This window comes from Vibrio scophthalmi (assembly GCF_040869025.1).
Taxonomy (GTDB): Bacteria; Pseudomonadota; Gammaproteobacteria; order Enterobacterales; family Vibrionaceae; genus Vibrio; species Vibrio scophthalmi.
This window is the reverse complement of the sequence record NZ_CP134271.1, coordinates 2,908,091-2,932,922: the sequence shown is the minus strand read 5'-3', so window position 1 is coordinate 2,932,922 and position 24,832 is coordinate 2,908,091. Positions and strand designations below refer to the sequence as shown.

Annotated in this window: 19 protein-coding genes and 2 pseudogenes; 9 read left to right on the top strand and 12 right to left on the bottom strand. The window is 44.1% G+C overall.

Features of this window, described 5'->3' with window-relative positions:
- Nucleotides 1-104: 104 nt before the first annotated feature.
- Complete coding sequence (locus RJD38_RS13390; RefSeq protein WP_005598859.1) at nt 105-1,475, bottom strand: MATE family efflux transporter; 1,371 nt, start codon at nt 1,473-1,475, stop codon at nt 105-107.
- Nucleotides 1,476-1,618: 143 nt separating this feature from the next.
- Here RJD38_RS13390 and RJD38_RS13385 point away from each other — a divergent pair, with 143 nt between their 5' ends.
- Entirely contained in the window at nt 1,619-3,043 is a 1,425-nt protein-coding gene (locus tag RJD38_RS13385) for a DUF2867 domain-containing protein (protein ID WP_065545349.1), read from the top strand.
- A gap of 59 nt (nt 3,044-3,102) precedes the next feature.
- Here RJD38_RS13385 and RJD38_RS13380 read toward each other — a convergent pair whose 3' ends face one another.
- Together RJD38_RS13380 and RJD38_RS13375 are read right to left on the bottom strand one after the other, a co-directional pair.
- The gene (locus RJD38_RS13380) at nt 3,103-5,304 is read right to left on the bottom strand and encodes an EAL domain-containing protein (RefSeq protein ID WP_083163382.1); all 2,202 of its coding nucleotides are present in this window, start codon (nt 5,302-5,304) and stop codon (nt 3,103-3,105) included.
- A gap of 182 nt (nt 5,305-5,486) precedes the next feature.
- Nucleotides 5,487-6,758: pseudogene (locus tag RJD38_RS13375) on the bottom strand (alanine/glycine:cation symporter family protein); the annotation flags it as partial.
- Between the two features lie 103 nt (nt 6,759-6,861).
- Between RJD38_RS13375 and RJD38_RS13370 the strand changes: the two are divergent.
- The gene (locus RJD38_RS13370; RefSeq protein ID WP_032073033.1) at nt 6,862-8,070 is read left to right on the top strand and encodes an IS4 family transposase; all 1,209 of its coding nucleotides are present in this window, start codon (nt 6,862-6,864) and stop codon (nt 8,068-8,070) included.
- Between the two features lie 11 nt (nt 8,071-8,081).
- Here the strand turns inward: RJD38_RS13370 and RJD38_RS13365 are convergent.
- A pseudogene (locus tag RJD38_RS13365) lies at nt 8,082-8,303 on the bottom strand (sodium:alanine symporter family protein); the annotation flags it as partial.
- A gap of 494 nt (nt 8,304-8,797) precedes the next feature.
- Here RJD38_RS13365 and RJD38_RS13360 point away from each other — a divergent pair.
- On the top strand, nt 8,798-9,463 hold the full coding sequence (locus RJD38_RS13360) for a glutathione S-transferase (protein WP_083163385.1): 666 nt from the start codon (nt 8,798-8,800) through the stop codon (nt 9,461-9,463).
- 78 nt (nt 9,464-9,541) lie between these two features.
- Here the strand turns inward: RJD38_RS13360 and RJD38_RS13355 are convergent, their stop codons facing one another.
- From RJD38_RS13355 to rsuA, 5 genes are all read right to left on the bottom strand, one after another.
- Nucleotides 9,542-10,504 carry a hypothetical protein gene (locus RJD38_RS13355; RefSeq protein ID WP_065545350.1) on the bottom strand — a complete coding sequence of 321 codons (963 nt, stop codon included), beginning with the start codon at nt 10,502-10,504 and terminating at the stop codon, nt 9,542-9,544.
- Nucleotides 10,505-10,719: 215 nt separating this feature from the next.
- Complete coding sequence (locus tag RJD38_RS13350) at nt 10,720-12,051, bottom strand: IS4 family transposase (protein ID WP_065430246.1); 1,332 nt, start codon at nt 12,049-12,051, stop codon at nt 10,720-10,722.
- Nucleotides 12,052-12,185: 134 nt separating this feature from the next.
- Nucleotides 12,186-12,851 carry a DUF2913 family protein gene (locus RJD38_RS13345; RefSeq protein ID WP_005598853.1) on the bottom strand — a complete coding sequence of 222 codons (666 nt, stop codon included), beginning with the start codon at nt 12,849-12,851 and terminating at the stop codon, nt 12,186-12,188.
- Nucleotides 12,851-14,053 (bottom strand): Bcr/CflA family multidrug efflux MFS transporter, encoded by a 1,203-nt coding sequence (locus RJD38_RS13340; RefSeq protein ID WP_005598852.1) that lies wholly within the window; start codon nt 14,051-14,053, stop codon nt 12,851-12,853. Before RJD38_RS13340 ends, RJD38_RS13345 begins: the two co-directional genes overlap by 1 nt.
- 211 nt (nt 14,054-14,264) lie before the next feature.
- Nucleotides 14,265-14,996 (bottom strand): 16S rRNA pseudouridine(516) synthase RsuA, encoded by a 732-nt coding sequence (rsuA, locus tag RJD38_RS13335; RefSeq protein ID WP_065545351.1) that lies wholly within the window; start codon nt 14,994-14,996, stop codon nt 14,265-14,267.
- Between the two features lie 73 nt (nt 14,997-15,069).
- Between rsuA and RJD38_RS13330 the strand changes: the two genes are divergently transcribed.
- The 4 genes from RJD38_RS13330 (at nt 15,070) to RJD38_RS13315 (ending at nt 19,340) form a co-directional block, all read left to right on the top strand.
- Entirely contained in the window at nt 15,070-16,812 is a 1,743-nt protein-coding gene (locus RJD38_RS13330) for a DEAD/DEAH box helicase (protein ID WP_065545352.1), read from the top strand.
- A 102-nt stretch (nt 16,813-16,914) separates the two neighbouring features.
- Nucleotides 16,915-17,346: a PepSY domain-containing protein gene (locus RJD38_RS13325; RefSeq protein ID WP_009386041.1), complete on the top strand. Its 432-nt coding sequence runs from the start codon at nt 16,915-16,917 to the stop codon at nt 17,344-17,346.
- A 4-nt stretch (nt 17,347-17,350) separates the two neighbouring features.
- Nucleotides 17,351-18,010 carry a response regulator transcription factor gene (locus RJD38_RS13320; protein ID WP_065545353.1) on the top strand — a complete coding sequence of 220 codons (660 nt, stop codon included), beginning with the start codon at nt 17,351-17,353 and terminating at the stop codon, nt 18,008-18,010.
- Entirely contained in the window at nt 18,000-19,340 is a 1,341-nt protein-coding gene (locus RJD38_RS13315; protein ID WP_065545354.1) for an ATP-binding protein, read from the top strand. The genes RJD38_RS13320 and RJD38_RS13315 overlap by 11 nt, the downstream gene beginning before the upstream one ends.
- A 122-nt stretch (nt 19,341-19,462) precedes the next feature.
- On the opposite strand, the gene RJD38_RS13310 is transcribed toward RJD38_RS13315, so the two are convergent.
- Nucleotides 19,463-20,650, bottom strand: coding sequence for a sugar efflux transporter (locus RJD38_RS13310; RefSeq protein WP_367971360.1), 1,188 nt, complete (start codon nt 20,648-20,650; stop codon nt 19,463-19,465).
- Between the two features lie 192 nt (nt 20,651-20,842).
- Here RJD38_RS13310 and RJD38_RS13305 point away from each other — a divergent pair, with 192 nt between their 5' ends.
- Nucleotides 20,843-21,730, top strand: a complete 888-nt coding sequence (locus RJD38_RS13305) for an AraC family transcriptional regulator (protein WP_065545356.1) — start codon at nt 20,843-20,845, stop codon at nt 21,728-21,730.
- A gap of 52 nt (nt 21,731-21,782) precedes the next feature.
- Here RJD38_RS13305 and RJD38_RS13300 read toward each other — a convergent pair whose 3' ends face one another.
- Both RJD38_RS13300 and RJD38_RS13295 read right to left on the bottom strand, forming a co-directional pair.
- The gene (locus RJD38_RS13300) at nt 21,783-23,081 is read right to left on the bottom strand and encodes an LssY C-terminal domain-containing protein (RefSeq protein WP_065545357.1); all 1,299 of its coding nucleotides are present in this window, start codon (nt 23,079-23,081) and stop codon (nt 21,783-21,785) included.
- A gap of 19 nt (nt 23,082-23,100) precedes the next feature.
- Nucleotides 23,101-23,835, bottom strand: a complete 735-nt coding sequence (locus RJD38_RS13295; RefSeq protein WP_065545358.1) for a glycosyltransferase family 2 protein — start codon at nt 23,833-23,835, stop codon at nt 23,101-23,103.
- Nucleotides 23,836-24,192: 357 nt separating this feature from the next.
- On the opposite strand from RJD38_RS13295, the gene rplY reads away from it, so the two are divergent.
- Complete coding sequence (rplY, locus tag RJD38_RS13290) at nt 24,193-24,471, top strand: 50S ribosomal protein L25 (RefSeq protein ID WP_005598831.1); 279 nt, start codon at nt 24,193-24,195, stop codon at nt 24,469-24,471.
- Nucleotides 24,472-24,832 lie beyond the last annotated feature (361 nt).

Genomic DNA, 24,832 nt, shown 5'->3' with positions numbered 1-24,832 from the left:
AAAAACAGGAGTGTGAATCTACACTAATAAGCGTTCAGTAGGAAGCGTTTTGCATGGTGGATCACAACATATGCATCAAAACACAAGCATCCCGAGTTATATCTCTAATTTTCAATCAAATTTCGTAACCATTTCTTACTTTTCACCCGATAAAGCGACCCACCCCACTTAATCACTTCCTCAGTTAAAAACAATAGGTAAACGGCCTCTGGTGGCCACCCCCAATAGATTGCAGCCAACGCAGCCAATGGGATGCTGATCAACCATTGTGCGATAAGGTCTTGATAGAGGCAAAATTTCACATCGCCTCCCGCTCTGAGCACACCAACAATAGTCATCATTGGTACGCAGCGCACAATCAAGCCAATGCTTAAAATGATGATAAATTTATCGGCTAAAGCGCGAGTTTCAGGGCTCAGGGCGCTAAAAGAGTTCAGAACCAAATCACGGCTTAAAAACAACACAATCGAGAGACAAATCGCAACAAGAACACTCAGCATTGTAATGCCTATCGCTTGATAATAAGCCTCATGATACTTCTTCGCACCGATCTGGTTGCCAATTAGTACCGCGGCGGCATTCGACATTCCTATTAATAACGCCAGTGAGATCGATTCAATCGGTGTCATCACCGACAAGGCAGCCAAACCTTGCACGCCCGATTGTCCCATAATGGCATGGTAAGCAAATAGGCCGCCTGCCCAAGCAAGAAAATTGAGTGTCGTAGGCATGGAAAGCTTCAAAAAACGGCGGATTTTATCTAAACGTAACGTTGCTCGAATATCCGTGATTTTAAATGCCAGCAAATGATGCTTAAAATGCAGATAACCAAACAAAGTGATGACCTCAATCGCACCGCTCATTACCGTCGCAATCGCAGCCCCTTTAATTCCCATTGCAGGCAAGCCAAAGTGGCCAAAAATCAGCACCCAGTTTAAAAAGATGTTTGAAACAATGCCAATGCCACTAAAGGTCGTACTTAACCCAGGTTGATGAATCGCGCGCAAACCAACGGCCATACTCGCGACACAACCGACCGCCAGCATCGTCACTGACGAGATAACTAAATACTCACTGCCAAGCTGATTAATAAGCTCAGAATCCGTCGTAAGTCCCATTATTTTCTGAGGAAAAACCACAAATAGCGCCACCGCGAAGCAGGCAAAAATCATCGCGATAAACCAGGTTAACGCGGTACTCTCCCGTACGCCTTGCTTGTCATTTGCTCCCCAATATTGGGCAGTGAGCATCGCGCCACCAGTGGTCACCCCAACCAGCATAATCGTGGTAACAAAGGTCGCTCTTGCGGCAACCCCCACCGCCGCAATCTCCGCTTCGCCCAATTGACCCAGCATTAAAACGTCAACTAGGCTGCGACTGGAGAACATGATACTTTGCAAGGTAATTGGCAGAGCTATCGCAATTAAGCGGCGCAAAAAATCCCCACGCGTGTGAAGTAGAACTTGAGAAAACATCAGATAAGCCCTTATTAAAAGCACCGCCAAGAATAATCTCGACTATTTGATACGGCATGATTGCCAATTGAGCTGCTCATTATATACTCAATTAAAAACAAACACATACCTTGCTCGCCTAGATTGAGAAAGTTGGGAGAAATATGAAGAAAGTACTGGTACTTGGCGCCTCTGGTTATATTGGTTCTCAATTGCTCGGCAAACTATGCGACAAAGGTTACGCCGTCACCGCCGCCGCGCGACAAATCGACTATCTGCGTACACGAACCCCCGAACGCCCTAACCTTGAGCTTTGCTATCTCGACCTCGCCGATGCGGATGCCACTCTCGCCTTAGTACCTCAGTTTGATCTTGTTTACTTTTTAGTGCACGGCATGGCACAAGGACATGATTTCGTCGATTACGAAGTCTCACTAGCGGAAAATTTCAAAGCAGCACTGGAAAAAAGTCACGTTGAGCAAGTGATCTACCTCAGTGCCATTCAACCACAAACAGGAAACTCTGAGCACCTGCTTGCACGCAAGAAAACCGGTGATATCCTGCGTCAAAGTGGCATACCTATTACCGAAATCCGCGCAGGTGTTATTATCGGCCCAGGATCAGCAGCCTTTGAGATCATGCGTGATTTTGTCTATAACTTGCCGGTGTTAATCACCCCTAAATGGGTCGATTCTAAAGCCAATCCGATTGCCTTAGAAAACCTCAATTACTACTTATTACAACTGGCCGATCAACCTAGTGGTGAGGATCAATTGTATGAAGCAGGCGGGCCGGATCTGCTCTCTTATCGTGAGCAATTTAGAGTCATTTGCGATGCCAGCCACCAACCATATCGCCTTTATGCCACATCATTACTCACGCCGAAGATAGCCTCCTATTGGCTAGGCATGGTCACTTCGGTTCCTGCAAGTATTGGTTCTGCGCTGCTCGCCGGGTTAGAGCATGATTTTATCGCTGATGCTTCAACGCTTGAGGCGCGTTTTCCACAAAACATGATCTCGTTTGAAGAGATGGTTAAAACCAGCATTGAGCAAGAAGGAAAATTTGTCCGAAGCAACGTTTGGGGCTTTGACCCTGCGGCGTTAAACCGCTGGCAAGCCGGTTATGGCTACTACCCAAAACAGACAGGGGCAAGTATTGAAACCACCTTAACTAGTGAACAATTATGGAATGTGGTCAAGACCTTAGGTAATAAACAAGACCCCTACTTTTTTGCCAATTTGCTGTGGCGCACTCGCGAATGGCTGGATATATTTTTTGGTGGAGGGAAACCTATTCGCCGTTCGCCGGAAGGGCCTGCGCTAAAAGTCGGAGACTACATTGATTCATGGAAAGTGATTCGCTGTGAACAAAATCAGTTTTTATCACTGCTCTTTGGCATGCAAGGGCCAGGACTCGGCAGGCTAGAGTTTACTATCACCGATCAAGGTGAGACTCGCCTTCTCAACATTACCGCATGGTGGCACCCACAGGGCTTCAAAGGGCTACTCTACTGGTTCGCGATGATGCCCGCCCACTTATTTATCTTTAAAGGGATGGTCAAAGCCATCGTGCGCAGAGCGCGTTAATGGTCAATCTCGATATGCAAACACTGTGGCATGGCTAATAGAGCCATTTCATAACGTCATTAAATACTGAGGCTGCTCTCTTTAACATCGCTGATTGTCTTAAGAAATGATTTAAGTGAACGTGGTTTCGCCACCGCGTAGCCTTGTGCGTAGGTAATACCGAGCCCTTTTAATATTTCGATATGCGCTTCAGTTTCGGCAAACTCAGCCACTGTCTCTAATTGCATATCATTCGTGACGCTGCAAATGGAGCTTACGATCAAGCAATCAGTCTCATTGTGCGGAAGATCTTTAATGAAAGCACCATCGATTTTCAGCACGTCAAGAGGCAACGTTCTTAGGTAGGCAAAACTGGCGTAGCCGGTACCAAAGTCATCCAGCGCAATCTTACAGCCCGCTTGCCGTAACTGAGTCAGTGTCTCTATGGCTTGCTGCTCATTTTGCAGTGCCGAGGACTCTGTGATTTCAAAACAAATGCGCGACAAAGGAACATGATAACGTCGAGCTTTGCTCAAAATTTCATCCGCTAAAGAGTCTACCCCAAGTGTTTTCGCCGTAAGATTAATTGAGCACTTATCTATACGCTGCCAGTCTTCGACGTTTTCGTTGAGCAATTGAAAAGTGTGTTCAACGACCCATCGATCCAACTCTACCTCAAATCCGAATAGGTTGATTAGCGGAAAAAAGTCGGCGGGCGAGACAATCGTACCATCGAGGTTTCTAATCCGAAGTAGCACTTCAAAGCTATGCGCGTTACTGTTTGGATCGGCCAAATTTGCGTAAGGCTGACAATTAAGCTCAAATCTATCATTTTTAAATAATTGCTGGATATAACTCAGCTTATCAAGCCCTGCAACCGGTGAAGTATGCACATCTACCCAATGCACAGAGCGTCCATAGCTAGGTCTTTGTTCACATAGAGCTGAAACCGTTTTCTCAACATCTTTGTCTGGATGAATATGCGTGCAATACAAGGTTGTGCTCATTAAAGATATCGATGTCCCCTGCCAATAGAATTGAAACTTTTTCAGGTAATTGCTAACGCGATTTAAATCCTTATCTAGTGCATCATTAAGCTTCGCATAGCCGAGAATGCCGGTCGTGAAAGGTGGCCGATAACAATGTTCCAAGTCTCTAATTTTATAACAAAGAAACTCATGCAGCTGACGAATCAGCTGCGATTTTCCCTCTTGATCTAAATCTGAAACGTGACTGATCGTTGGCGTAATATCGAGATAAATCAGTACCAGTTCTTTTTTAGCGTCAAGATCTTCTTTCAATTGAGCAATGTTGTACAGCCCGGTGTAAGGGTCAATACGCTCAAAAGCAATTTGCTTTTGCGCCATTTCATAGTGCTTAATCGATTGACTGCCCAGCAAATAAGCCAGCGTCGTGATGACCGAAACAATAATCAGCAGCTCAGATAGATTTATTGATGACTCGTAGAGATAATTGACTCGATAAATCTCATCATGGGTAATCGTCAATATAGTGATAGCCCCAATAATCAGTGGGCGCACCAAACCATGTCGACCAAATCCTGATACCACCACGACCAATAGGCAAAAGCAAAGAGCATTAAGAACAAACGAGTTTTGATGTGTCAATGCAGTCGCGATAATCGCAATACAGATCAATAGCCAAGATAAGTAACCGATATCACGATCCGTCGAGGTACGTAAGTTTGCATCGAGTTTTATCAGCGTTGTATTACCGTTACTCACGCAAGCATTAAGAGTGATGTAAAGCAAAGGAGTCACTAATAAATGCGTCAGATAAGTACCCAGTATCGAGTAAATAATAAACCCGGAGCTCACCGGAGGAACATTGAGTAAATGAGTAACACTTAGCAAGGTAAATGTACTTAACAATGGCAGTCCAACACCAATCAAAACAAAGTACGTCTTTAAAACATAAGATACTGATTTATCACCCATATCACCAACAAGGTGATTGAACAGTTTTGATGCCAAGAACGGCATTATCGGTGTAATCAACGAGAGGATCACAACACTCTCCCAATGACGTCCAGTGATAGAGTAATAGACTATGCATGCCAGAATGACACCAGGTAATGCTCGCCATTCATAACGAATGAAACTAACAACCATGACAGCACTAACAAAAGAAATGGCTTGGTATGAGTCGCGAACAATGACAAAAAACGAGGATAGAAAGAACCCAACCAGTACAAAAAAGGCTATCCCTGAAGACAATTGAATATTTTTAAATAAAGGGTCTTTTGGGAACGTGATGTTCATAACGGTTCTCTAGGTTACTTGAGGGCAGAATCATACCACGCCATGCAACGAACCTCACAAATATAAGCCGATATATGGAAAATTACTTGCATTAAAAACGAAATTAAAATTAAAGACCAAGTGTCAGTTGAGATTGAGATAAAAAAATCCCCACGCTTAAGTGGGGATCTACATATCAACAATTATTTTGCGACCGTGTCTGTTTCTTTCGATTGCCACGCATCCTCTAGCGTGTCCAATTCAGGAAACTTCGTGCGGTCAAATGATGGCGTTTTTCCTTGCTTTAACTGCTCTTCATAATCCTTGATCACTTTGATCGCTAATTTTGACAACAGAACAAGGGCAATAATGTTAATCAGAGCCATCGCGCCCATAGAAGCATCGGCTAGGTTCCATACCACCGGTAGAGAAGCAACAGAGCCAAACATCACCATACCTAGTACGCTAAGGCGGAAAACAAATAGGCCTCTTTTACTGTTGCCATTAAGGAACATCACGTTGGTTTCTGCATAGCTGTAGTTAGCAATGATGGAAGTGAAGCAGAATAAAATGATAGCGGCAGCCATAAAGTAACTGGTCCAAGAACCTAACTCGTTGGTTAGCGCTTGTTGTAGCAGACTGATACCCGTTGCTGCATCTGGCTGATCCATTACTCCACTGAGCATAATCATTGCAGCAGAAGCCGTACAGATAACTAAAGTATCAACAAATACACCCAGCATTTGCACAAAACCTTGTGATGCCGGGTGATTCGGGTTTGGTGTCGCACTCGCTGCGACGTTTGCAGCCGAACCCATACCTGCTTCGTTAGAGAATAAGCCTCGAGCGATACCACTTTGCATCGCCTGTGCAATCGTATAGGCCACACCACCGGCTGCTGCTTCTTGCCAACCAAAAGCACTTTTGACAATCAACATCAGCACCGCTGGCACTTCTGTTACGTTCATTACAACGATAATTAACGCAATCGCGAGATAGCCGATTGCCATAATCGGCACGATGCTGGTCGATACTTTGGCCACTTTCTGCAAGCCGCCCATAATGACAAACGCTGAACAAGTCACAATCACAACGCCCGTAATCACCTCATTGAATCCAAAAGAGTGGCTCAATGCATCGGTAATCGTGTTCGCCTGTACTGCGTTAAACACCAAACCAAAAGCGATGATGAGGAAAATGGAAAACAACGAGCCCATCCAACGTTGGCCCAAGCCTTTTTCCATATAGTACGCAGGGCCACCACGGTATTGGCCATCGACATCTTTTACTTTGTAAATCTGAGCCAAGGTTGACTCAATAAAAGCGGTTGCCATGCCGAATAAAGCAATCAACCACATCCAGAAAATCGCCCCCGGGCCACCAACGGTTAGTGCAACGGCAACACCCGCCATATTCCCGGTACCGACACGTGCCGCCATCGAGGTACAAAACACCTGGTAAGAGCTAAGTCCTGAGGAATCCCCTAATGATTTTGATAAAAATCATAAATTTAAGGTAGATGCACATCTTGTCATGTGATCAAATGGTTCTGAGAAAAATCAATAACCAGACAACAAGATGTGCGAACTCGATATTTTACACGACTCTCTTTACCAATTCTGCCCTGAATTGCACTTAAAACGACTCAACAGTTTAACGCTGGCTTGCCACGCATTACTTGAATGTAAAACGCTCACTCTTACCGAACTTGGTCGTAACCTGCCAACGAAAGCCAGAACAAAACATAACATCAAACGAATCGACAGATTGTTAGGTAATCGTCACTTGCACAAAGAGCGACTCGCTGTATACCGTTGGCATGCCAGCTTTATCTGTTCAGGTAATTCGATGCCCATTGTTCTTGTTGACTGGTCTGATATTCGTGAGCAAAAACGGCTTATGGTATTGCGGGCTTCGGTGGCACTACATGGTCGTTCTATTACTCTTTATGAGAAAGCCTTTCCGCTTTCAGAGCAATGTTCAAAGAAGGCTCATGACCAATTTCTAGCCGACCTTGCAAGCATTCTACCGAGTAACACTACACCGCTCATTGTCAGTGATGCTGGCTTTAAAGTGCCATGGTATAAATCCGTTGAAAAGCTAGGTTGGTACTGGTTAAGTCGAGTCAGAGGGAAAGTGCAATATGCAGATTTAGGTGCGGAAAACTGGCAACCTATCAGCAACTTACATAGCATATCCTCAAGTCGCTCAAAGACTTTAGGCTATAAGAGGTTGACTAAGAGCAACCCAATTTCATGTCAAATTGCACTGTATAAATCACGTCCTAAAGGCCGAAAAAATCAGCGTTCGACACGGACTAATTGTCATCATCCGTCACCTAAAATCTACTCCGCTTCGACAAAAGAACCATGGGTTTTAGCGACTAACTTGCCCGTTGAAATCCGAACACCAAAGCAACTTGTTAGGCTCTACTCGAAGCGTATGCAAATTGAAGAAACCTTCCGAGACTTGAAAAGCCCAGCCTACGGTTTAGGCCTCCGTCATAGCCGAACTAGCAGCTCAGAGCGCTTTGATATCATGCTGCTAATCGCCCTAATGCTTCAACTGACATTTTGGCTTGCTGGAGTTCATGGTCAGAAACAAGGTTGGGATAAGCACTTCCAAGCTAACACTGTCAAAAATCGAAATGTACTCTCAACAGTGCGCTTAGGGATGGAAGTTTTGCGGCATTCTGGCTACACAATAACGAGGGAAGACTTGCTCGCGGCTGCAACCCTGCTTGCTCAAAATCTATTCAAACATGGTTGTGCTTTGGGGAAATTATGAGGGGATCCCTCAGAGCTAAGTCCATTATCAACTTCACGCCCGCTTTTTAAGATTTGAGTCGCGTGTTTAAATTGACGAATTTGAATAAAACCCAGACGAACGGTGAAATAAACACCGACAGCCACCAGCAAATAAACCAATACTTGGCCCCAAAGCACACCGTTTATGGCCCCTACTGCGGTATTCAATCCTGTATTTAACGCAGCTAACCACGATTCATTGGTAACGTTCATATTTTGTCCTGTATATGAGGTTCTAATACGCTTGGTAAAAGAACAAATGGAAATGCCCTTACTAGGCACTCATGTAAACTCGTTATATTTATTATATTTATGTAGTCATATCTCTACTGCGATAAAGAGTCTCTATAGACTAGGTTTATCAGTCATTTGACTCCCCTCACTTCGATCGCGGCGAAATTAGCATAATTCAAGAATTTGATTTAGCTTGAAATATGTAACATTTGGTAAATTAAATTACACATCCACGTGATATATAGCGTTAACGACGATAGATGGATAAAAATGACGTAAACCCCTTTTATCACTTAGTGAGAAAGCCTAATTTTCCATCGGCGTTTAATACGCATCTAGTTTTCTAGAAAAAATCAAATCGATTTCATCTTTTTATTCACCACAGGTGTCGAGCAATTAATTCAAATAACTGTTAAACACTGACAAAAACGTTAAGCTAAGAATTGAATAGTCTCGATGGAACGGTCTCAGAAATGGCAATACCTATTCTCTACTCTCTACAAAACTGTCCCTACGCGATGCGGGCACGCATGGCTATTTTCAGAGCGAATCAGTCGGTATTGATTCGAGCCATCAAGCTCGACAACAAACCGCAAGCGATGTTATTAGCCTCAGCCAAAGGCAGTGTGCCGGTTTTAGTGGTTGCAACTGAAAATAAGCCTCGTTCCATGATGGTGATTGAAGAGAGCTTAGAAGTGATGCTGTGGGCGTTGTCTCAACGCGATGAGGATAATTTACTGCGCACTGATGAGGCCGATGCCCTGCCCATAATGGTGAGTTTGATTACCCATTTCGAGTACGACTTTATCCCTGCTTTTAATGCTTATAGTTGCGCGAAACGCTATCATGAAGATAACGTTATTGAATGCCGTCAGGCGTGTGAAGTGTATTTACAAGCGCTCGAAGAAAGATTGACTCGGCATACATTCATGTATGCAGAACAAGAAAGCTTAATGGATATTGCATTACTCCCCTTTCTACGCAAATTTGCCCGCATAGACAAGCAATGGTTTAGACAAAGTCCCTATCCAAAATTACGAACATGGTTAAACCACTACTTACAAAGCAGGATGTTTTCAAAAGTGATGGAAAAGCATGAACTCTGGCTCGATAACTATAAGGATATTTATTTCGGTTAAATAACACAGACTGGAAACACCCAAGTCAGGAGCCTCCAAAGTAACAAAAGTTAATGCTCCACGATTATCTCGCCGCCATTATCTCGCCACCGCTGTGACTAAATTTTGTAAAAAAGCCTCTTCATCTTTGTAATAGTTGTTCTTCTTATATTCAATCAAAGAGACATCTGGGATTGGTGCTGTGAAAATGTCATTGATGCCCGCCATCTCCTCAGGATACTGATAAAAGAGTTCACCTTTCGGATAATGATTGGCAGCTTGCCACTCATCAAATTCTTTACAAAAGCAGGAATGGTTAGGAGGCGTCAGCGTGGCAAAAAAATCAGAATCAATAAATCGAGCAAAATAATACAGTCCATGGATTTGGTCGGCGAAACATTTACCTAACCGATCGGTTAAACGCGATTTTTGCCAACCTGCACAAGCCTGTTCTAATGCCTGACTGGCCTTATCAGCATCGCGACCAAGTAAGGCGACAAGGTACTGAATGACCGCTTTGTCCAAAATAGCACTTTTCTTGCTGAGAAATTTATTGGCTTTTTCTAGCACGACGGATTCTTGTTCTACTTCGCGATAATACATAACTTTGAGCAAATTCATCGCCGGAGAGTTATAAAAGGGGTATTGAGTAAATGGCAATTGTTGCGGGAAAAAATGACGAAAAACCGTAAAATCATTGCAAGCAAAAGCGGACAGTAGCGCATCATAAAAAATGCTGTGATCAGTACCGCTACCAGTGATAGCGCTTGATAGAAGCCGCCTTCTTGAGCTTTGATACAAAGCATTATTCAATAGCTGGCAATCTTGTTGCTGAAAAGAGAGATAAAAGCTTAACGGGTCAAGTGAATCAGACAATGTACGCAGATATTGGCTGACTTTTTTCTTATCACATTGAGTATCCTTAATGTATTGATCAAAGACATCGCGATTATCTTTTTGCAATTCATCCCACGTTCTAAACGGGAAATATTCACCAAAGCGCTCAAAGCGTTTAGCGACAACCTCATCATAGCGTTTTAAATATTCAGCGGCTATTTTCATATTTACTCTGTGGATTAAGGTGTAATCAGTTACAACGCGGTTAACAATATTGGGTTGTTGAGGATAATGAATCTCTTACTAAACAACATTTTAAAATCATTTGCTCTCATTATTCAATTTACGCCCTCACGTAAAGCAAAAAATGTCATCGCGTTGTTTCAATCATTCGATATACCTCTAGAAACAAAAAGAGCCTCCATACGGAATAATGCCAGTCAGTTAAGCTGACTGGCATTTTTTCTATTTGTCGCATATTTCTTGGGTTTCAGTTTCACCCAACGAGGATAATTTCTATCGTCTCTTCGGGGTGGTAGGATAAACATGGATATTTGCTGTAGTAGCACTTCATAGTGTTTAGGGAGTTTCCCTGGACTCGTTAAAGGTAAAGCTGCAAAGTATTGAGTCACAGCCATGGCACTACTCGTAAAGCTTAATTGGTTCGGCCAAACGCTATCTAAATTACTCGCTGCCTTTGTCATAACCTGCCTTATAAGGTTATAGGCTAACAAAATCCCCCAGAGCTCCTGTCTAACCATATCTGGGCGCTTACTTCGCAATGTATATTCACTATCAAGCAAGGTTTGCTTCATTTCTCTATAGCCTAATTCGATTTCCCAGCGATAGCGATAGAGCTCTACAATGTCTTCTCCAGGAAAGCGCAACCCATCACGCATTGAGGTAAGAACCTGATACTCCTTACCTTTGATGACTTTCGATACCAACCTTGCTTCTATTATTTCAGGCAGGTCACTGAATTTCTTCCTTGCCTGAGGTGATGTTTTTATAGCAACGATAGCATCACTCTGGCTGTATTTATGGACAACGTCATACTGAAAGTCTTTTCTCACAGGGAGCATCCAATGCCTTTCTTGACCGACTTTGTTCCAGCGATTAAGCAGTCCTAAAGAGTAATATCCTTTGTCAAAAATAGTCAGTGATTGATCTGGCGTTTGTTCAATAAGCTCTTCTGCGAGACGCATTTCGCTGGTGCGATAGTCAGAGAATGCACTATCGATTAGCTGATGACTTGTAAGCTCCATCAAGCAAACCATACGGATCTTAGGGTAAATATTCTCAGATGATTGATTGCACTGCGCTTTAAACTCTTGATGATTTTCGGGTGTATCTGTCGTTCTCCAAACGACACCATCGACGGATAGAAGGTTTAGTCCACACCAAGTTTCGAAGTTAGACGACTGATAGCTGTGCGCAGCCATCTTCTTAAAGACTTGCTTTACACCTTCTTCGCCTAATCTCTGTCTCGCTTGAACAACAGCACTTGGTGCAACAAAACGTCGTTTGTCTGGCAGGACAATATCGAGTTGGTTAGCAATATCCCAAACAGATTGTTGACGAAAGAGACTCATTCCAACAACGGACCAAAGTACGGCTTCTAAAGGTAACCGTCTTCTTCTAACGGTTGCGACACCAGCTTGCTCAAAACCTTGCTGGATAAGCTCTGGACTAAGAATGTCAGAGTATTTATCAAAGTGGTGGAAGGTATTACACGACCGAAAAGTATTGGCAAGTTGGCTTTCTAAAGACATAAAAAATCCGATATTAGTTTCCTAATATCGGATTTTGAAGCCTTTTGAGGATCGGTCAAATGATCTCACAAATTTCTTAACTGATCGGCATTACTCCATACGGAAGCTCTTTTTATCGTTTGATACGATTACGCTTATTTGCTGACAACAAAGCTGTTTGGAATTTCAGCCAATTGAGTGCCCAAGTTATTTGGGAACACAATGTACTCGCCGTGATACTTCACGTTCGATTTATAATCGGTCACTTTGTGCAGCATAAAGCCCGCATTCGCCGCTAATTCGATGAATTTTGCATGATTGCCACGAACAAACCAGTTCATTGGTTTTACCATTAATTCCCCATCAAAACAGCTATCGCATTGCTCGGTACAAAGAGCGAATGAGTTTTGACCTTCGATAAAGATCTGTACTTTTCCCACGCCAACTAGCGGCTCAGAAGTGGATACTTCCCAGTCATTCTCTTCCATAAAGTCGAGAAACTCATTAATTTGGCTATCTTTGACCGCTTTTGGCTCTTCGCCTTCAGGAAAGAACTCTGCATAAAAGCCTGAGATACGCTCAAAGGTAGCCATCAGATTTGAAGCATTACCTTTAGTGCGACCTTCTTTTTGCCAGCGAGTCAGATCACTCACTACGCAGCGATGAAATCGTTGGGCTTTTAATGATTTTGTCACCCAGCGAATTAAGAAATTGTTATTTGCTACCGGTGCATTTACCAATCTCTTTGCTTGATGCTCAGCATGGATTTCTTCCAACGCTGCATTAACCAACTTTTGAATTTCAACTGTATATTCAGCCATTAAGCCTTTCTTCCGTATAACCAATAAAATGCGGCAGATAACAGTGAACATGCCGTCATTACGACTATCATCGGCCAAGCTACGCCATTCGGTAATGCCGCAACAATACCACCAATGATAGAACCAATACCAAAACGCAGCGTACCCGCTAATGAAGAAGCGGTACCTGCCATCGTTGGGTAACCACTCAATAGCAAGCCCATCGCATTACTACCGATGGTCGATATTGTGCCGATAAAGAGCACAACAAACACCACAATGCCCCATAAGCCAAGATCCATCATCCACGCGGCAAACAAACCAATACCGGCAAACAATTGAACCCAAAGACCAAAGCGCAACATCGCATGAGAACCCACTTTTTTCACTAAACGGCCATTGATGCTGGTCATAATAATCATAGCAACAATGTTTAAGCCAAATAGGTAACCGAACTGATCGGGCCTCACACCATAAATATCAATATAGACGAACGCGCCACCCGTTAAAAAGGCGAACATGCCAGCAAAGGAAAAAGCCCCGGAGAGCACTAAACCCATTGCAACGGGATTACGGCACAACCGCACGTAGTTACGTAGCGTGGTCGCAATTCGTAAAGGCTGACGATTCTCAGTAGGTAAAGTTTCAGGAATTTTCCACAGCACTAACACGATTACGATGGCCGCAAAGGCGGCTAATACCCAAAAAATTGAACGCCAACCAAACCAGATCGCTAAATAACCACCAATCATTGGTGCAATGAGTGGCGCGATGGTGATCACCAAGGTCACAAAAGACATCGCACGGGCGAAATCTTCGCGATCGAACATGTCACGTACAACAGCTTGAATGACTACCGCTGCAGCTGCGCCCGCAAAACCTTGCGCTGTGCGTACCCAAGTTAAGGCATCAATACCATTGGTGGTCGCACTAACCACAGAAGCGATACCAAACAATAACACCCCAAGGATCAAGACCGGTCGGCGGCCAAAGCTGTCGGCGAGCGGACCATGGAACAATTGTCCTATTGCAAATCCTGCAGTATAGGCTGTTAGAGTAATCTGGACTTCGCCAGCCCCAACGCCCAAATCGCGGGCAATAGTCGGCATTGCTGGCAAATACATATCAATAGCGAGCGGTGTTAACGCGCCAATAGCACCCAAGACAAGAAAGAGAAGAAAATTGATTTGTGGGGCATTGGATTGTGAAGCAGTGGCAGACATACGTCTCCTAGTCGGTTGCGATTGCGCTGCAGCGCTCCTTGCTGCAACCAAACAGAGTTTGAGACAAACCTATCCTTAGGGTATCTGGTCTATCGTCGTTGAAAATAGCGCAAAAGACTACTTCTCAATAGGAAATAAATAATTTCCTAATATGAGTATTATTTCTCACTAGGAAGCGCAATCCATTTTTTGTCGACTGCTAAACGGCGAATTATTTCCAAATAGAATCAATTTCTTCTTGGGTTAAATCGCGGTATTCACCCGGTTCTAGATTCTCATCTAGTACGATGCTGCCAATACGTTCGCGGTGCAGTTCATCAACCTTGTTGCCTAATGCTGCAAACATACGTTTCACTTGGTGGTATTTACCTTCAGTGATGGTCAGCAACACTTCATTGTTTGCCGCGTCAACAATCTCAAGTTTCGCTGGTGCCGTTAGGCCTTTCTCATTGCGAAGCTCAATGCCTTGCGCCAGTTTTTCTGCATAATCATCGCCAATCGCGTCAGCAAGTAGGACACGGTAGGTTTTTTCACATTTGTGCTTCGGTGCGGTAATGCGGTGAGACCATTGGCCATCATCCGTCACCAAAACTAAACCTGTGGTATCCACATCCAAACGACCAGCAAAATGCAAATCTTCTTTTTTAATGTCGTCGATCAAAGCCAGTGCCGTTGGATGAGCGCCTTCGTCATGTGAACATACAAAGCCATCCGGCTTGAATAGCATGATATAGCGAGGACCGCGCATTTTAAGCTCGCGTTCTTGCCACATAACCACGTTCTCATTGGTCACTTTTACTGATGTGATCTTACAAATCTCACCATCAATCGTTACTTCGCCACGTTTCACTAGAATCGTCGCTTCACGGCGCGTCACGTCTAACGTGTCGCATAAAAATTTGTCTAAACGTGCTTTTTCTTGCTGCACTTTATTTTGAGCCATAGATACCTCATCTCTGTTAGCTGCGCTATTATAGTGCGCCTAAGACAAATAGTTGAGCTATTTCACATAATTTATGTACACCCTGCGCCCCTATCAAGCCGACTCAGTAAAAGCGGTCATACATTACTTTCGTAAACACACCACTCCAGCCGTCATTGTGCTGCCAACTGGAGCGGGCAAAAGCTTAGTCATTGCCGAACTGGCACGCCTTGCTAAAGGCCGCGTATTGGTGATGGCGCATGTAAAAGAACTGGTTGAACAAAACCATGCCAAGTACGAAGGTTATGATCTCAAAGGCGCGGTGTTCTCCGCCGGTTTAGGCCGTAAAGAGACCGATCAACAAGTGGTTTTTGCATCGGTACAATCCGTGGTGCGTAATCTGGATGAATTTAAAGACCAGTTTTCACTGTTGGTGATTGATGAATGTCACCGTGTACCGGAAGAAAAAACCTCCAGCTACCAAAAAGTGATCTCTCATCTGCGAGAGCTAAATCCCGGGATGAAGGTGCTTGGTTTAACGGCGACGCCGTACCGCTTAGGCGTAGGCTGGATCTATCAATATCACACCCGCGGTCAAGTACGCAGTGAAGAACCCCGCTTCTTCCGTGATTGCATTTTCGAGTTGCCCATTCGTTACTTGCTGGATGAAGAATTCCTCACGCCCGCGAAAATGATGGATGCGCCCGTTTTAAGTTACGACTTTTCACAGTTAAAACCCGCTAGCACAGGGCGCTATAAAGAAGCGGAAATGGACATGGTTATTGACCAAGCTAAGCGTGCCACACCGCAGATCGTCCAACAAATCATACAGTTCTCAGCAGATAAACAAGGCATCATGATCTTCGCTGCAACGGTGCGTCACGCACAAGAAATCTTCGGTTTATTGCCACAAGGACAAACCGCGATTGTGATTGGTGACACCCCTACACCAGAGCGCGATGCGATTATTCAACGCTTTAAGCAGCGTGAGATTAAATTCTTAGTCAACGTGTCGGTATTAACCACTGGCTTTGATGCGCCACATGTTGATCTGATTGCTATCTTACGCCCGACCGAATCTGTTAGTTTATATCAACAAATTGTTGGCCGAGGTTTGCGTTTGTCACCGGGAAAAACAGAATGCTTGGTGCTTGACTACGCGGGTAACAGCTACGATTTGTATCAGCCTGAGGTGGGCAATCCTAAACCAGATTCCGACAGTGAAATCATCACCATTCCCTGCCCTGCCTGTGGTTTTAATAACAACTTTTGGGGCAAGTTGGATAACAACGGCTTTTTAATTGAGCATTTTGGCCGCCGTTGCCAAGGCTATTTTGAAGACGACGACACTGGAGAGCGTGAGCATTGCGGGTACCGCTTCCGCGCCAAATATTGCGGCGAATGTGGCGCAGACAATGATATCGCCGCGCGCATTTGCCACGAGTGTGATGCCACATTAGTTGACCCAGATAAAAAGCTTAAAGAGGCGCTGAACCTAAAAGATGCCTTAGTATACGAATGCCTTGAAATGGACTTTAATCTATTTAAAGACGACAAAGGTAAGAACCAACTCAAAGTGACCTACCGTGGTGAAAACCAAGCTGCGGTGCACGAGTTTTGGTCTCTCAATACGCCAAAACAGAAACAGACATTTTTAGCGAAGTTTGTTCGCCCTCATCTCGCGGATAAACATCGCCCCTTTACCGAATCATCACCGAGCAAAGTCATCGCCAATCAGCACCGTTTCCGCCCGCCACAGTTCGTGATCGCGCGTAAAGTGGGACGTTTTTGGAAAATGCGCGATAAAATCTTTGCCGATGAGCTCACTGACGGTTAATACTGACAGTGGAAGGCTGCACGCAGTGGATCTTGATGATTCACTTTGTGTTCATGTTGCATTATTTATCATACCCAGAAGAATTTGCGCAAAGGTAACTCTATGTTTAAAAAGCTCATTGTCGGCTTAATTACCGTGACAGGATGCAGCCTGCTCTCGCTACCCAGCTATGCCGCTTGGCACAGTGGTGACAGTAATCACGGCGACAAACATAATGATGGTCATGCACTGGTACGTGATGTCGAAAAGCCCGGCGCAAAGATTGAATTTGAAGAAGACCAAGACGAAGTCTATGAAGCGGTACAAAAAGGCTATATTCGCCCTTTCTCTGAAATGTATGCTGCGGTCGAACGAGACCTGCGTGGCCGCATTATTAAGGTTGAGTTAGAGGAAGATGATGATATTTGGATTTATGAACTCAAGATCAATTACAACAATAATATCATCAAGGTTGAGTACAACGCGCAAACGTTAGACATGATCGAAATCAGTGGTCGACATTTGAAGAAAGCCCTCAAAAACACAGAAGAATAAAATAATGAAAATATTAGTAGTGGAAGATGAACCTCGTCTTGGCGAACAGATTATTGAAGCATTAGAACAAACGGGCTGGGTGCCAGAGCTGTCGACCGATGGCATCGATGCACTCTACCGTGCCACTTCTGAACAGTGGGATGTAATAGTGCTTGATTTAGGTTTACCTAAAATTGATGGTTTAACGGTATTAAAAGGTATTCGCGACGAGAATATCAATACGCCAGTGGTCATTTTGAGTGCGCGTGATACCCTGACACAACGTGTAGAAGGCTTAAATGCTGGTGCTGATGACTACCTAACCAAGCCATTTGAAATGGTTGAGTTAACCGCACGTATTCGTGCTCAACTGCGCCGAGCTTCAGGTAACGCATCACCGATTATGCAAGTGGGTAACCTCAGTCTTGATACTCGAACATCAAAAGTGATGTGGCAAGGCTCAGCAGTAAGCTTAACTGCGTTGGAATATAAAGTGGTTGCCTACTTTATGCATAACGCTGAAAAAGTCATTTCGCGAACCGAATTAGTTGAGCATATTTACAAGCAAGATTTTGACCGCGACTCCAACACCATCGAAGTGTTCATTGGTCGTATCCGCAAAAAAATCGCTCCGAATGTCATCAAAACCGTGCGCGGTTTAGGGTACCAGTTGAATGCGGATTAATAAGCTACCGTTTATTAAACGCCTTAGTCTCAAAAGCCGCCTTGTATTGGCGGCGGTTGTTTGGCTTACCGCGATGATCATTGCCGCTGGCGTGACGGTTCCTTCGCAAGTGTTCAACTACATGGTTACCGACACCAAATCCCAGCTTTCTCTGTATATGGATGAGATCTCGGGCAATTTAGAGGTCGATAAAGCGGGGAAACTCACCCTTTCAGCACAACTCTCCGATCCGCGCTTCTCTCAACCTTATAGTGGTCTCTACTGGTATGCCTCAACCGCAGACAATGAACTGCGTTCGCGCTCGCTGTGGGATCGATATATCGAGTTAAAGGATAAACAAACCGAAGCGCTCGGCGCTCGCGGTGAAAAGCTCATTTTTGTTCACTCTAATCTCTATTTTCCTGAATACGATGGCCCAATTACCGTTTTAGTCGGGGTCGATGAACAGCCAATCGAAGATACGGTACAAAAATTGATGGGTGAGCTTTGGGTGATTCTCGTCCTACTCTATCTTGGCGTGTTAGCCGTGATCTTAATTCAGATCGCTTGGTCTTTAAGCCCATTGACCAAAATGCATAAAGAGCTCAGCGAATTGCGCAGTGGTTACAAAACCAGTCTAAGTGGTGATTATCCCAAAGATATCTCGCCATTGGTGTACGATTTGAATGCGTTATTATTCCACTATCAAGAATTGTTAGAACGCGCTCGCCACCATGCCGGCAATCTTTCTCACGCACTAAAAACGCCTCTATCAGTACTCAAAAACGAAGTGCAGCACTGTGAACCAGAGTTAAAAGCCAAGTTGCAACCACCCGTAGATCAAATTCAAACCCAGATTGATTACCATCTTGGTCGCGCTCGCATGGCGGGCGCAAAAAACATCTTGTCAGTTAAAGCCTCACCGGCCGAGCGAATTGATGCGATTTCAATGGCCTTTGATAAAGTCTATGCCGCTCGTGAGATCACCCTGATCAATGAGATTGATGACGCACTCGACGTCTCCGTTGATCCGACGGATCTGGATGAAATGGTGGGTAACTTGCTCGAAAATGGCTATAAGTGGGCAAATTCAATTATTCGTGTTCACGCCAGTATGATCGACAAAGAAAATGTCTGCATCATTGTCGAAGATGATGGCCCGGGTATTCCTGACGATCAACTCGAACATGTCGTAAAACGGGGAGTTCGCTTAGATGAAACCACGCCAGGAACAGGACTGGGGCTGAATATCGTCAGTGAAATGGTTCACAGCTATCGGGGTAACCTCTCACTCACTCATAGTGCTATGGGTGGTGTAAAAGCGATGTTAACCATGAAGTTGAGCCATTAGACTCTTGTCTCGCGCCCATTGATGGTGTGTCTAACCACACAACGCCAATTACAAAAAAAGGCTTGCCACAATAATGGCAAGCCTTTGTTTTTCATCCTTTACCGATTCAAATCATGCAAGGATTAGCTAGCTTGTTGCGCTAGCTTCAACTTATCTGCTCGCGCTTCGTTTAAGACGAAATAACTCAGCAATACCAACGAACACAGCGCGGAAGTAAGGCAGATATAAAACGCCCAATAGTAGCTGTACAGTTCACCGACAAAACCGACAGACAAACTGGCAAACAACATGCTCACTTGCATTAGGTTAGAGAACAACGTAGACGCCGTCCCTAATCGATCGTGCATCATATCTTGAATAGCGACCATACCCAGAGTTGCCGTGACACCGATAAAGACACCGTTCAACAACTGAATCGAAAGTAATTGCCAAAACTCGGTCACATTCAACATCGCAACAAAGAACAAGCAACCGCTGACTAAAGACAATGCCAGTAGTTTCATTGTACCAAACTTGGCGGCCATTCTTCCGACTTTAAGCATGATTGGAATTTCCCACAACGCAGCAAAGCCAAACATATAACCCACCCAACTGGCATTTACCTTTAGCTCTTGCGTCAAATAAAGCGGCATAGTAGTGACATATAAGTTATTGGCACTAAACATGAAAACCAAGGCTATCGAGAATAAAATCACGGTACGGCTAAAAGGCCCTTTGCTCTCTTCGACGACTTTCTTTGCTTTCATAACGCTGGTTGGCAAATACATAAATGCCAGAATAATGCTCAATAGTGTCGCGACAGCAGCCGCAGCAAATGAAGCACTAAAACCAAAAGAGGCTTTTAAGATAAAGGCAATGGGCGGCCCAACCACCCAGGCAATGGCAATACCCGCACGCATCACCGCCAAAAACGTCGTACTGTCTTCAATATGTTCGTCGGCATATTCACGCCCAAGGGCAAATAATTGGCCAAAAATCGAGCCACTTAAACTACCAAATATCACTGCAATACCGACAGCTAAGTAGTAATTGCGGATAACACTGAACGCTAATACCGTGATTAAGTAACAGCTCAATGCCACCAATAATACAGTTTTACGATTCCAACCTTTATCTGACTTGACCGCCATAAACTGAGACACCACAACGGCGGAGCATATCGACAAAATCATATACGCGCTTAGCATCGCAGGACTCGCGCCCAATGCTTCTATAATAAATAAACTCGATAACGGGTAAAAAAATGAACCACATAATCCCGAAACAAAAGTCATAATCAAAAAAATCAAGGCTGTTTTTTCCTTGAACATACACCACTCCTAACCTGTTTTAATTGTTGTCTGGCCAGACCTAACTCAATGCCCTCAGTCTACTCAAAATAGAACAAATCAATTAATAACTTGCCGCCGACTAATAATACTTTCCCTTCATTTCTAGGTTTTTTTTTGACTGATTTTACCTAGCCAAGTAATCTAGTCATCAGCACAGAAAGGAATCATGCGATGAAGCCAACAATAGAAAATGTATTAAATAACAATCAGTTCAACTGGCAATTCAAAGAATATCATTGTAAGAAAAAGACGGAGCAGTTCTCTTGCCCCTGGCACTACCATTCTGAGTATGAGTTGGTGCTTTATCGCGATCCTAATCATGTCTTTCAAGGCACTTGCTTTGCAGGTGACAGCGTGACGACCATCCGACGCAATAGCTTATTTTTGTTTGGTCCGGGCTTGCCGCATATGGTCTCTGGTACCATTCATGATGATAAAGGCCAAGGCCACTATTCGATGATTTTGTGGTTTCGTCATCAATGGATTGAGTCATTGGTTGAAAGCATGCCTGAACTTAAATCCATTAAGAAATTTCTCCATAGAGCAGATCATGGGGTGATATTTAGTGACGAGACCACTGAGAAAATTTTTCATACCCTCAATGATCTTGAAAGCTATGAACCACATCATCAGCTGCTGCGCGTATTGCAATCGCTCAGTTTGCTTGCTGATGATGTCAACGCCAGTAAACTCTCGGTTAATCCCTATGGTTTACACGTTAGAAATAGCGATGAAGAATCAAGTAAGCGAGTTGAAGCGGCAAAAAACTTCATTGAACAGCGCTACGCAGAACCCATTAAGATCAGTGATTTGTGCCGCTCCCTGCACATTAGTGAGAGCTCCGCCTATCGACTGTTTGAGCGACATTTTGTCGAAAGTTTTTCTGATCATTTAAAACGATTTCGCATAGGTAAGGCATGTGAAATGCTGCTCAACTCAGAACTTTCAGTGGCTGTTATTGCGGAACTGAGCGGCTTTAATAATCTGTCTAATTTTAATCGTCAGTTTAAAACCGTGAAAAACATGACCCCTTCCGATTTTAGGTCCCAATACAATTAGACTGCAGCTACCCACCTATGGCCGAGATAAGCTAACAACAACTCACTTGTTCTCAAGAGCGATGAGATTGGATGGAAAGCAAGCTCTGCTCATGAATCATCAAAATTCGACCGTCGGTAGAATAGTCATGCTCATCATCTTGTCGACGCGGCTTTGATAGCGGTTGTAATAAGGTGAGATGGTGAGGCAATAATCGAGTTATTTGTGCCGCTAAACGATCACGCTCTGTGTCCACATTAGGATCAATACTGTGCAAGACAGTAAAAATGCCCGAATACGGTGTGAATTGTAATCCATTATCATAACTTAATGCCCCAACCCACATCGGTTTTTCCGTGGAGCCATCAATCCCTACTTGCCACCAACGAATATGGCTACGATGCATCAAGTCCCCCGGCAATTGAAAAGCCATTTCTTGCGGTAACCCGTGCCAAAACAAATCAGATACAGGTGGTGTTTTGTCCCGTAGCAAACGTAAGTAGTCTTTAAATTCGATGTCATTACGTGAAAAAGTTTGATTTTCTATCCAACCCAACGTCTTCATCAAGCTACGGGGGTTTTCACCAATATAGACAACGTTGATCGCCTGAGCATCAAATACGCCGGATTTACCCGGGTAGGCTTTGAACAGCAATTGATTGGCATCCACCACAACCTGCTTATAGCTTTCGTCTTTAGATTGCTTTTGAAAATCATCAGCAAACCAGAAAAAATGGCTGTAATTTGCCAATAACATCAGTGAAAAGGCAAATAGGGTTGATTTAGCGAAGAGAAATCGCCAACGTAACTTGCGACCAAAATAGAGAAAAACAATGCAACAAATCAAGATGAGGAGCAAATATTGATGTTCAACCAATACTGCCTGAGCTTGTGTTAAAAGAGGGAACTGATCAACACCAATGGCCAGAAGATAACCCCACATGACGAACTGCCCTACCCCCAGAAGAACACCAACGAGATCAAACGCTGCAAAACGTCGCCATGAAATTTTGTTACTGCCGGCCATAAAAGGGACGACCCAAGCAATTGGACCAAGTAAACGAGCGAACGTTAATACATAATTGCCTTTCTGGTGCATTAACCGGCGGCAACGGGCGATAGGTCGACGTGTTTTTGGCTGCCACGCACTCAGCTTTCTTTGAGCGCGCCCCCCTAAATAACGACCAATAAAATAGCTAATATGATCGCCTAGTATTGCGCCTACGAATACCGCAATAAGCCCGCTCCACACACCTTGCTGCAGTTGATACCCTGCAGCGAGCAAAAATGGCTCGCCGGGAACAAACAAATTGGGGCCAATCAGCGCATCCAGCAATGCGCCGATAAATAGAGCCTCTCCTGTCAACAACATCCTCTAACGTACCGCCTTCTTATTGCTGCGGTTGGTTATAGTGACCGAATTTATATTCCATCTCGTTGTTACGCATCTCACCAAAAAAGAAGCGGCGCACATTCGCTTGTAGGTAAGTGGCCCCCATTTTAAAGATGCCATCTTGATCAAGGCGACGCGGATCAAAACCAAACGTCAGATTTAAAAAACGAAAGCGCCAAGTTTTACTCGCACGTTTCACATAGTCACAATCTTCGCAAAGAGTAATGTGTTCATCAAAACCACCAATACGTTGGTGTACCAGTTTGGTGGAAAAAATACACGCCCCCACTGCAGTCGGAAAAGTAAATTGGGTCACAAACAAGCCTAGGTTAAACAGGCCATAACCAAGTTTATGGATCAGAGGTAATGATTGAGCGCCCATATAAACACCGGCAACTTCGAGCTGTTTTTGCTCTAACTGCTCAAGCGCGCAAGTTAAAAAGGTAGGGCTAAGACGAACATCGGCATCGAGAAACAGCAAACGCTCATGTTGAGCTAAACTGGCTCCGGTATTGCGGCCTAAACTCACTCCGCGTTGTTCCATTTTATGGACGGTTAAAGCAGGCAACGCACTCTGATATGCTTGCGCGACCTCAATCGTATTATCATCACTACTTGAATCGACGACGATAACTTCAAACTGTTGGTGTGTTTGTTGGCTAAGATCTTCTAATAAACGGCCAATGCGTTTTTCTTCATTCAACGTAATTACAACAATGCTTACTGGGCTCATAACTTACTCCTAAATCAGTCACGTATTTTGGAGCTAGATTACGATTGTAATGCTTAACCTATCGTGACATATTCGTTCAGATAGCGTTCATATAAACCTGATGTTGTTCGGCTATTTTAAATCAACAACAAATAAGAGATTACCGTTGATTGTCGGTTAACTAACCAATTCACCCAAAAGCCTTTTTTAACGCTTAGAATCTCACCACATAGACGCCAAAGGTATTGCTCAAATTGGGATAGAGTGCTAGTATCCGCGCTCGCTGTTAGAGTTACCATTTGGTTTCCCGCAGCGTATACCACGACACGAGGTCGCATCGTGTTGTGAAATCTATATTAATTTTACGAGAGTAATACTATGAAATTTGAAGCAGTAGTACGTACTGAACTAGGTAAAGGTGCGAGCCGCCGCCTACGTCACGCTGGTAAATTCCCTGCTATCGTTTACGGTGGTTCTGAAGCTCCAGTATCAATCGTTCTTAACCACAACGACATCGTTAACCAAATGGACAAGCCTGAGTTCTACGAAGGTATCGTTCTAGTGATCGATGGCGCTGAAGTTAAAGTTAAGCCTCAAGACGTTCAACGTCACGCTTTCAAGCCAAAAGTTGAGCACATGGACTTCATCCGTATCTAATTTCCTTTACCAAGGAATTAGTTGGATTAAAAGCCAACCTTTTGCATATAAGAATATCGGCCTTACCATCCGAAAATTCTAAAAATTCGAAACCCCAGAGACTTACCACCTCTGGGGTTTCACCGTTTCTGGAGACAAAAAAAGCGAGAAGCGAGAAGCGAGAAGCGAGAAGCGAGAAGCGAGAAGCGAGAAGCGAGAAGCGAGAAGCGAGAAGCGAGAAGCGAGAAGCGAGAAGCGAGAAGCGAGAAGCGAGAAGCGAGAAGCGAGAAGCGAGAAAAGTTTGGCTTGATGGCTGCGGGTTGTCAACGCCCCAGAGGCACACTACTGCTCAGCCGTAATGTGGTGAAATGAAAATGTTAGA

Bases quoted from the DNA above. Each gene is read 5' to 3' on its own strand.
- RJD38_RS13350 (WP_065430246.1), bottom strand. From the start codon at position 12,051: ATGTCTTTAGAAAGCCAACTTGCCAATACTTTTCGGTCGTGTAATACC.
- RJD38_RS13315 (WP_065545354.1), top strand. From the start codon at position 18,000: ATGCGGATTAATAAGCTACCGTTTATTAAACGCCTTAGTCTCAAAAGC.
- RJD38_RS13340 (WP_005598852.1), bottom strand. From the start codon at position 14,053: ATGTCTGCCACTGCTTCACAATCCAATGCCCCACAAATCAATTTTCTT.
- RJD38_RS13325 (WP_009386041.1), top strand. From the start codon at position 16,915: ATGTTTAAAAAGCTCATTGTCGGCTTAATTACCGTGACAGGATGCAGC.
- RJD38_RS13300 (WP_065545357.1), bottom strand. From the start codon at position 23,081: ATGTTGTTGACAGGAGAGGCTCTATTTATCGGCGCATTGCTGGATGCG.
- RJD38_RS13355 (WP_065545350.1), bottom strand. From the start codon at position 10,504: ATGAAAATAGCCGCTGAATATTTAAAACGCTATGATGAGGTTGTCGCT.
- RJD38_RS13320 (WP_065545353.1), top strand. From the start codon at position 17,351: ATGAAAATATTAGTAGTGGAAGATGAACCTCGTCTTGGCGAACAGATT.
- rsuA (WP_065545351.1), bottom strand. From the start codon at position 14,996: ATGGCTCAAAATAAAGTGCAGCAAGAAAAAGCACGTTTAGACAAATTT.
- RJD38_RS13345 (WP_005598853.1), bottom strand. From the start codon at position 12,851: ATGGCTGAATATACAGTTGAAATTCAAAAGTTGGTTAATGCAGCGTTG.
- RJD38_RS13370 (WP_032073033.1), top strand. From the start codon at position 6,862: ATGTGCGAACTCGATATTTTACACGACTCTCTTTACCAATTCTGCCCT.
- RJD38_RS13330 (WP_065545352.1), top strand. From the start codon at position 15,070: ATGTACACCCTGCGCCCCTATCAAGCCGACTCAGTAAAAGCGGTCATA.
- RJD38_RS13380 (WP_083163382.1), bottom strand. From the start codon at position 5,304: ATGAACATCACGTTCCCAAAAGACCCTTTATTTAAAAATATTCAATTG.
- RJD38_RS13360 (WP_083163385.1), top strand. From the start codon at position 8,798: ATGGCAATACCTATTCTCTACTCTCTACAAAACTGTCCCTACGCGATG.
- rplY (WP_005598831.1), top strand. From the start codon at position 24,193: ATGAAATTTGAAGCAGTAGTACGTACTGAACTAGGTAAAGGTGCGAGC.
- RJD38_RS13390 (WP_005598859.1), bottom strand. From the start codon at position 1,475: ATGTTTTCTCAAGTTCTACTTCACACGCGTGGGGATTTTTTGCGCCGC.
- RJD38_RS13305 (WP_065545356.1), top strand. From the start codon at position 20,843: ATGAAGCCAACAATAGAAAATGTATTAAATAACAATCAGTTCAACTGG.
- RJD38_RS13295 (WP_065545358.1), bottom strand. From the start codon at position 23,835: ATGAGCCCAGTAAGCATTGTTGTAATTACGTTGAATGAAGAAAAACGC.
- RJD38_RS13385 (WP_065545349.1), top strand. From the start codon at position 1,619: ATGAAGAAAGTACTGGTACTTGGCGCCTCTGGTTATATTGGTTCTCAA.
- RJD38_RS13310 (WP_367971360.1), bottom strand. From the start codon at position 20,650: ATGTTCAAGGAAAAAACAGCCTTGATTTTTTTGATTATGACTTTTGTT.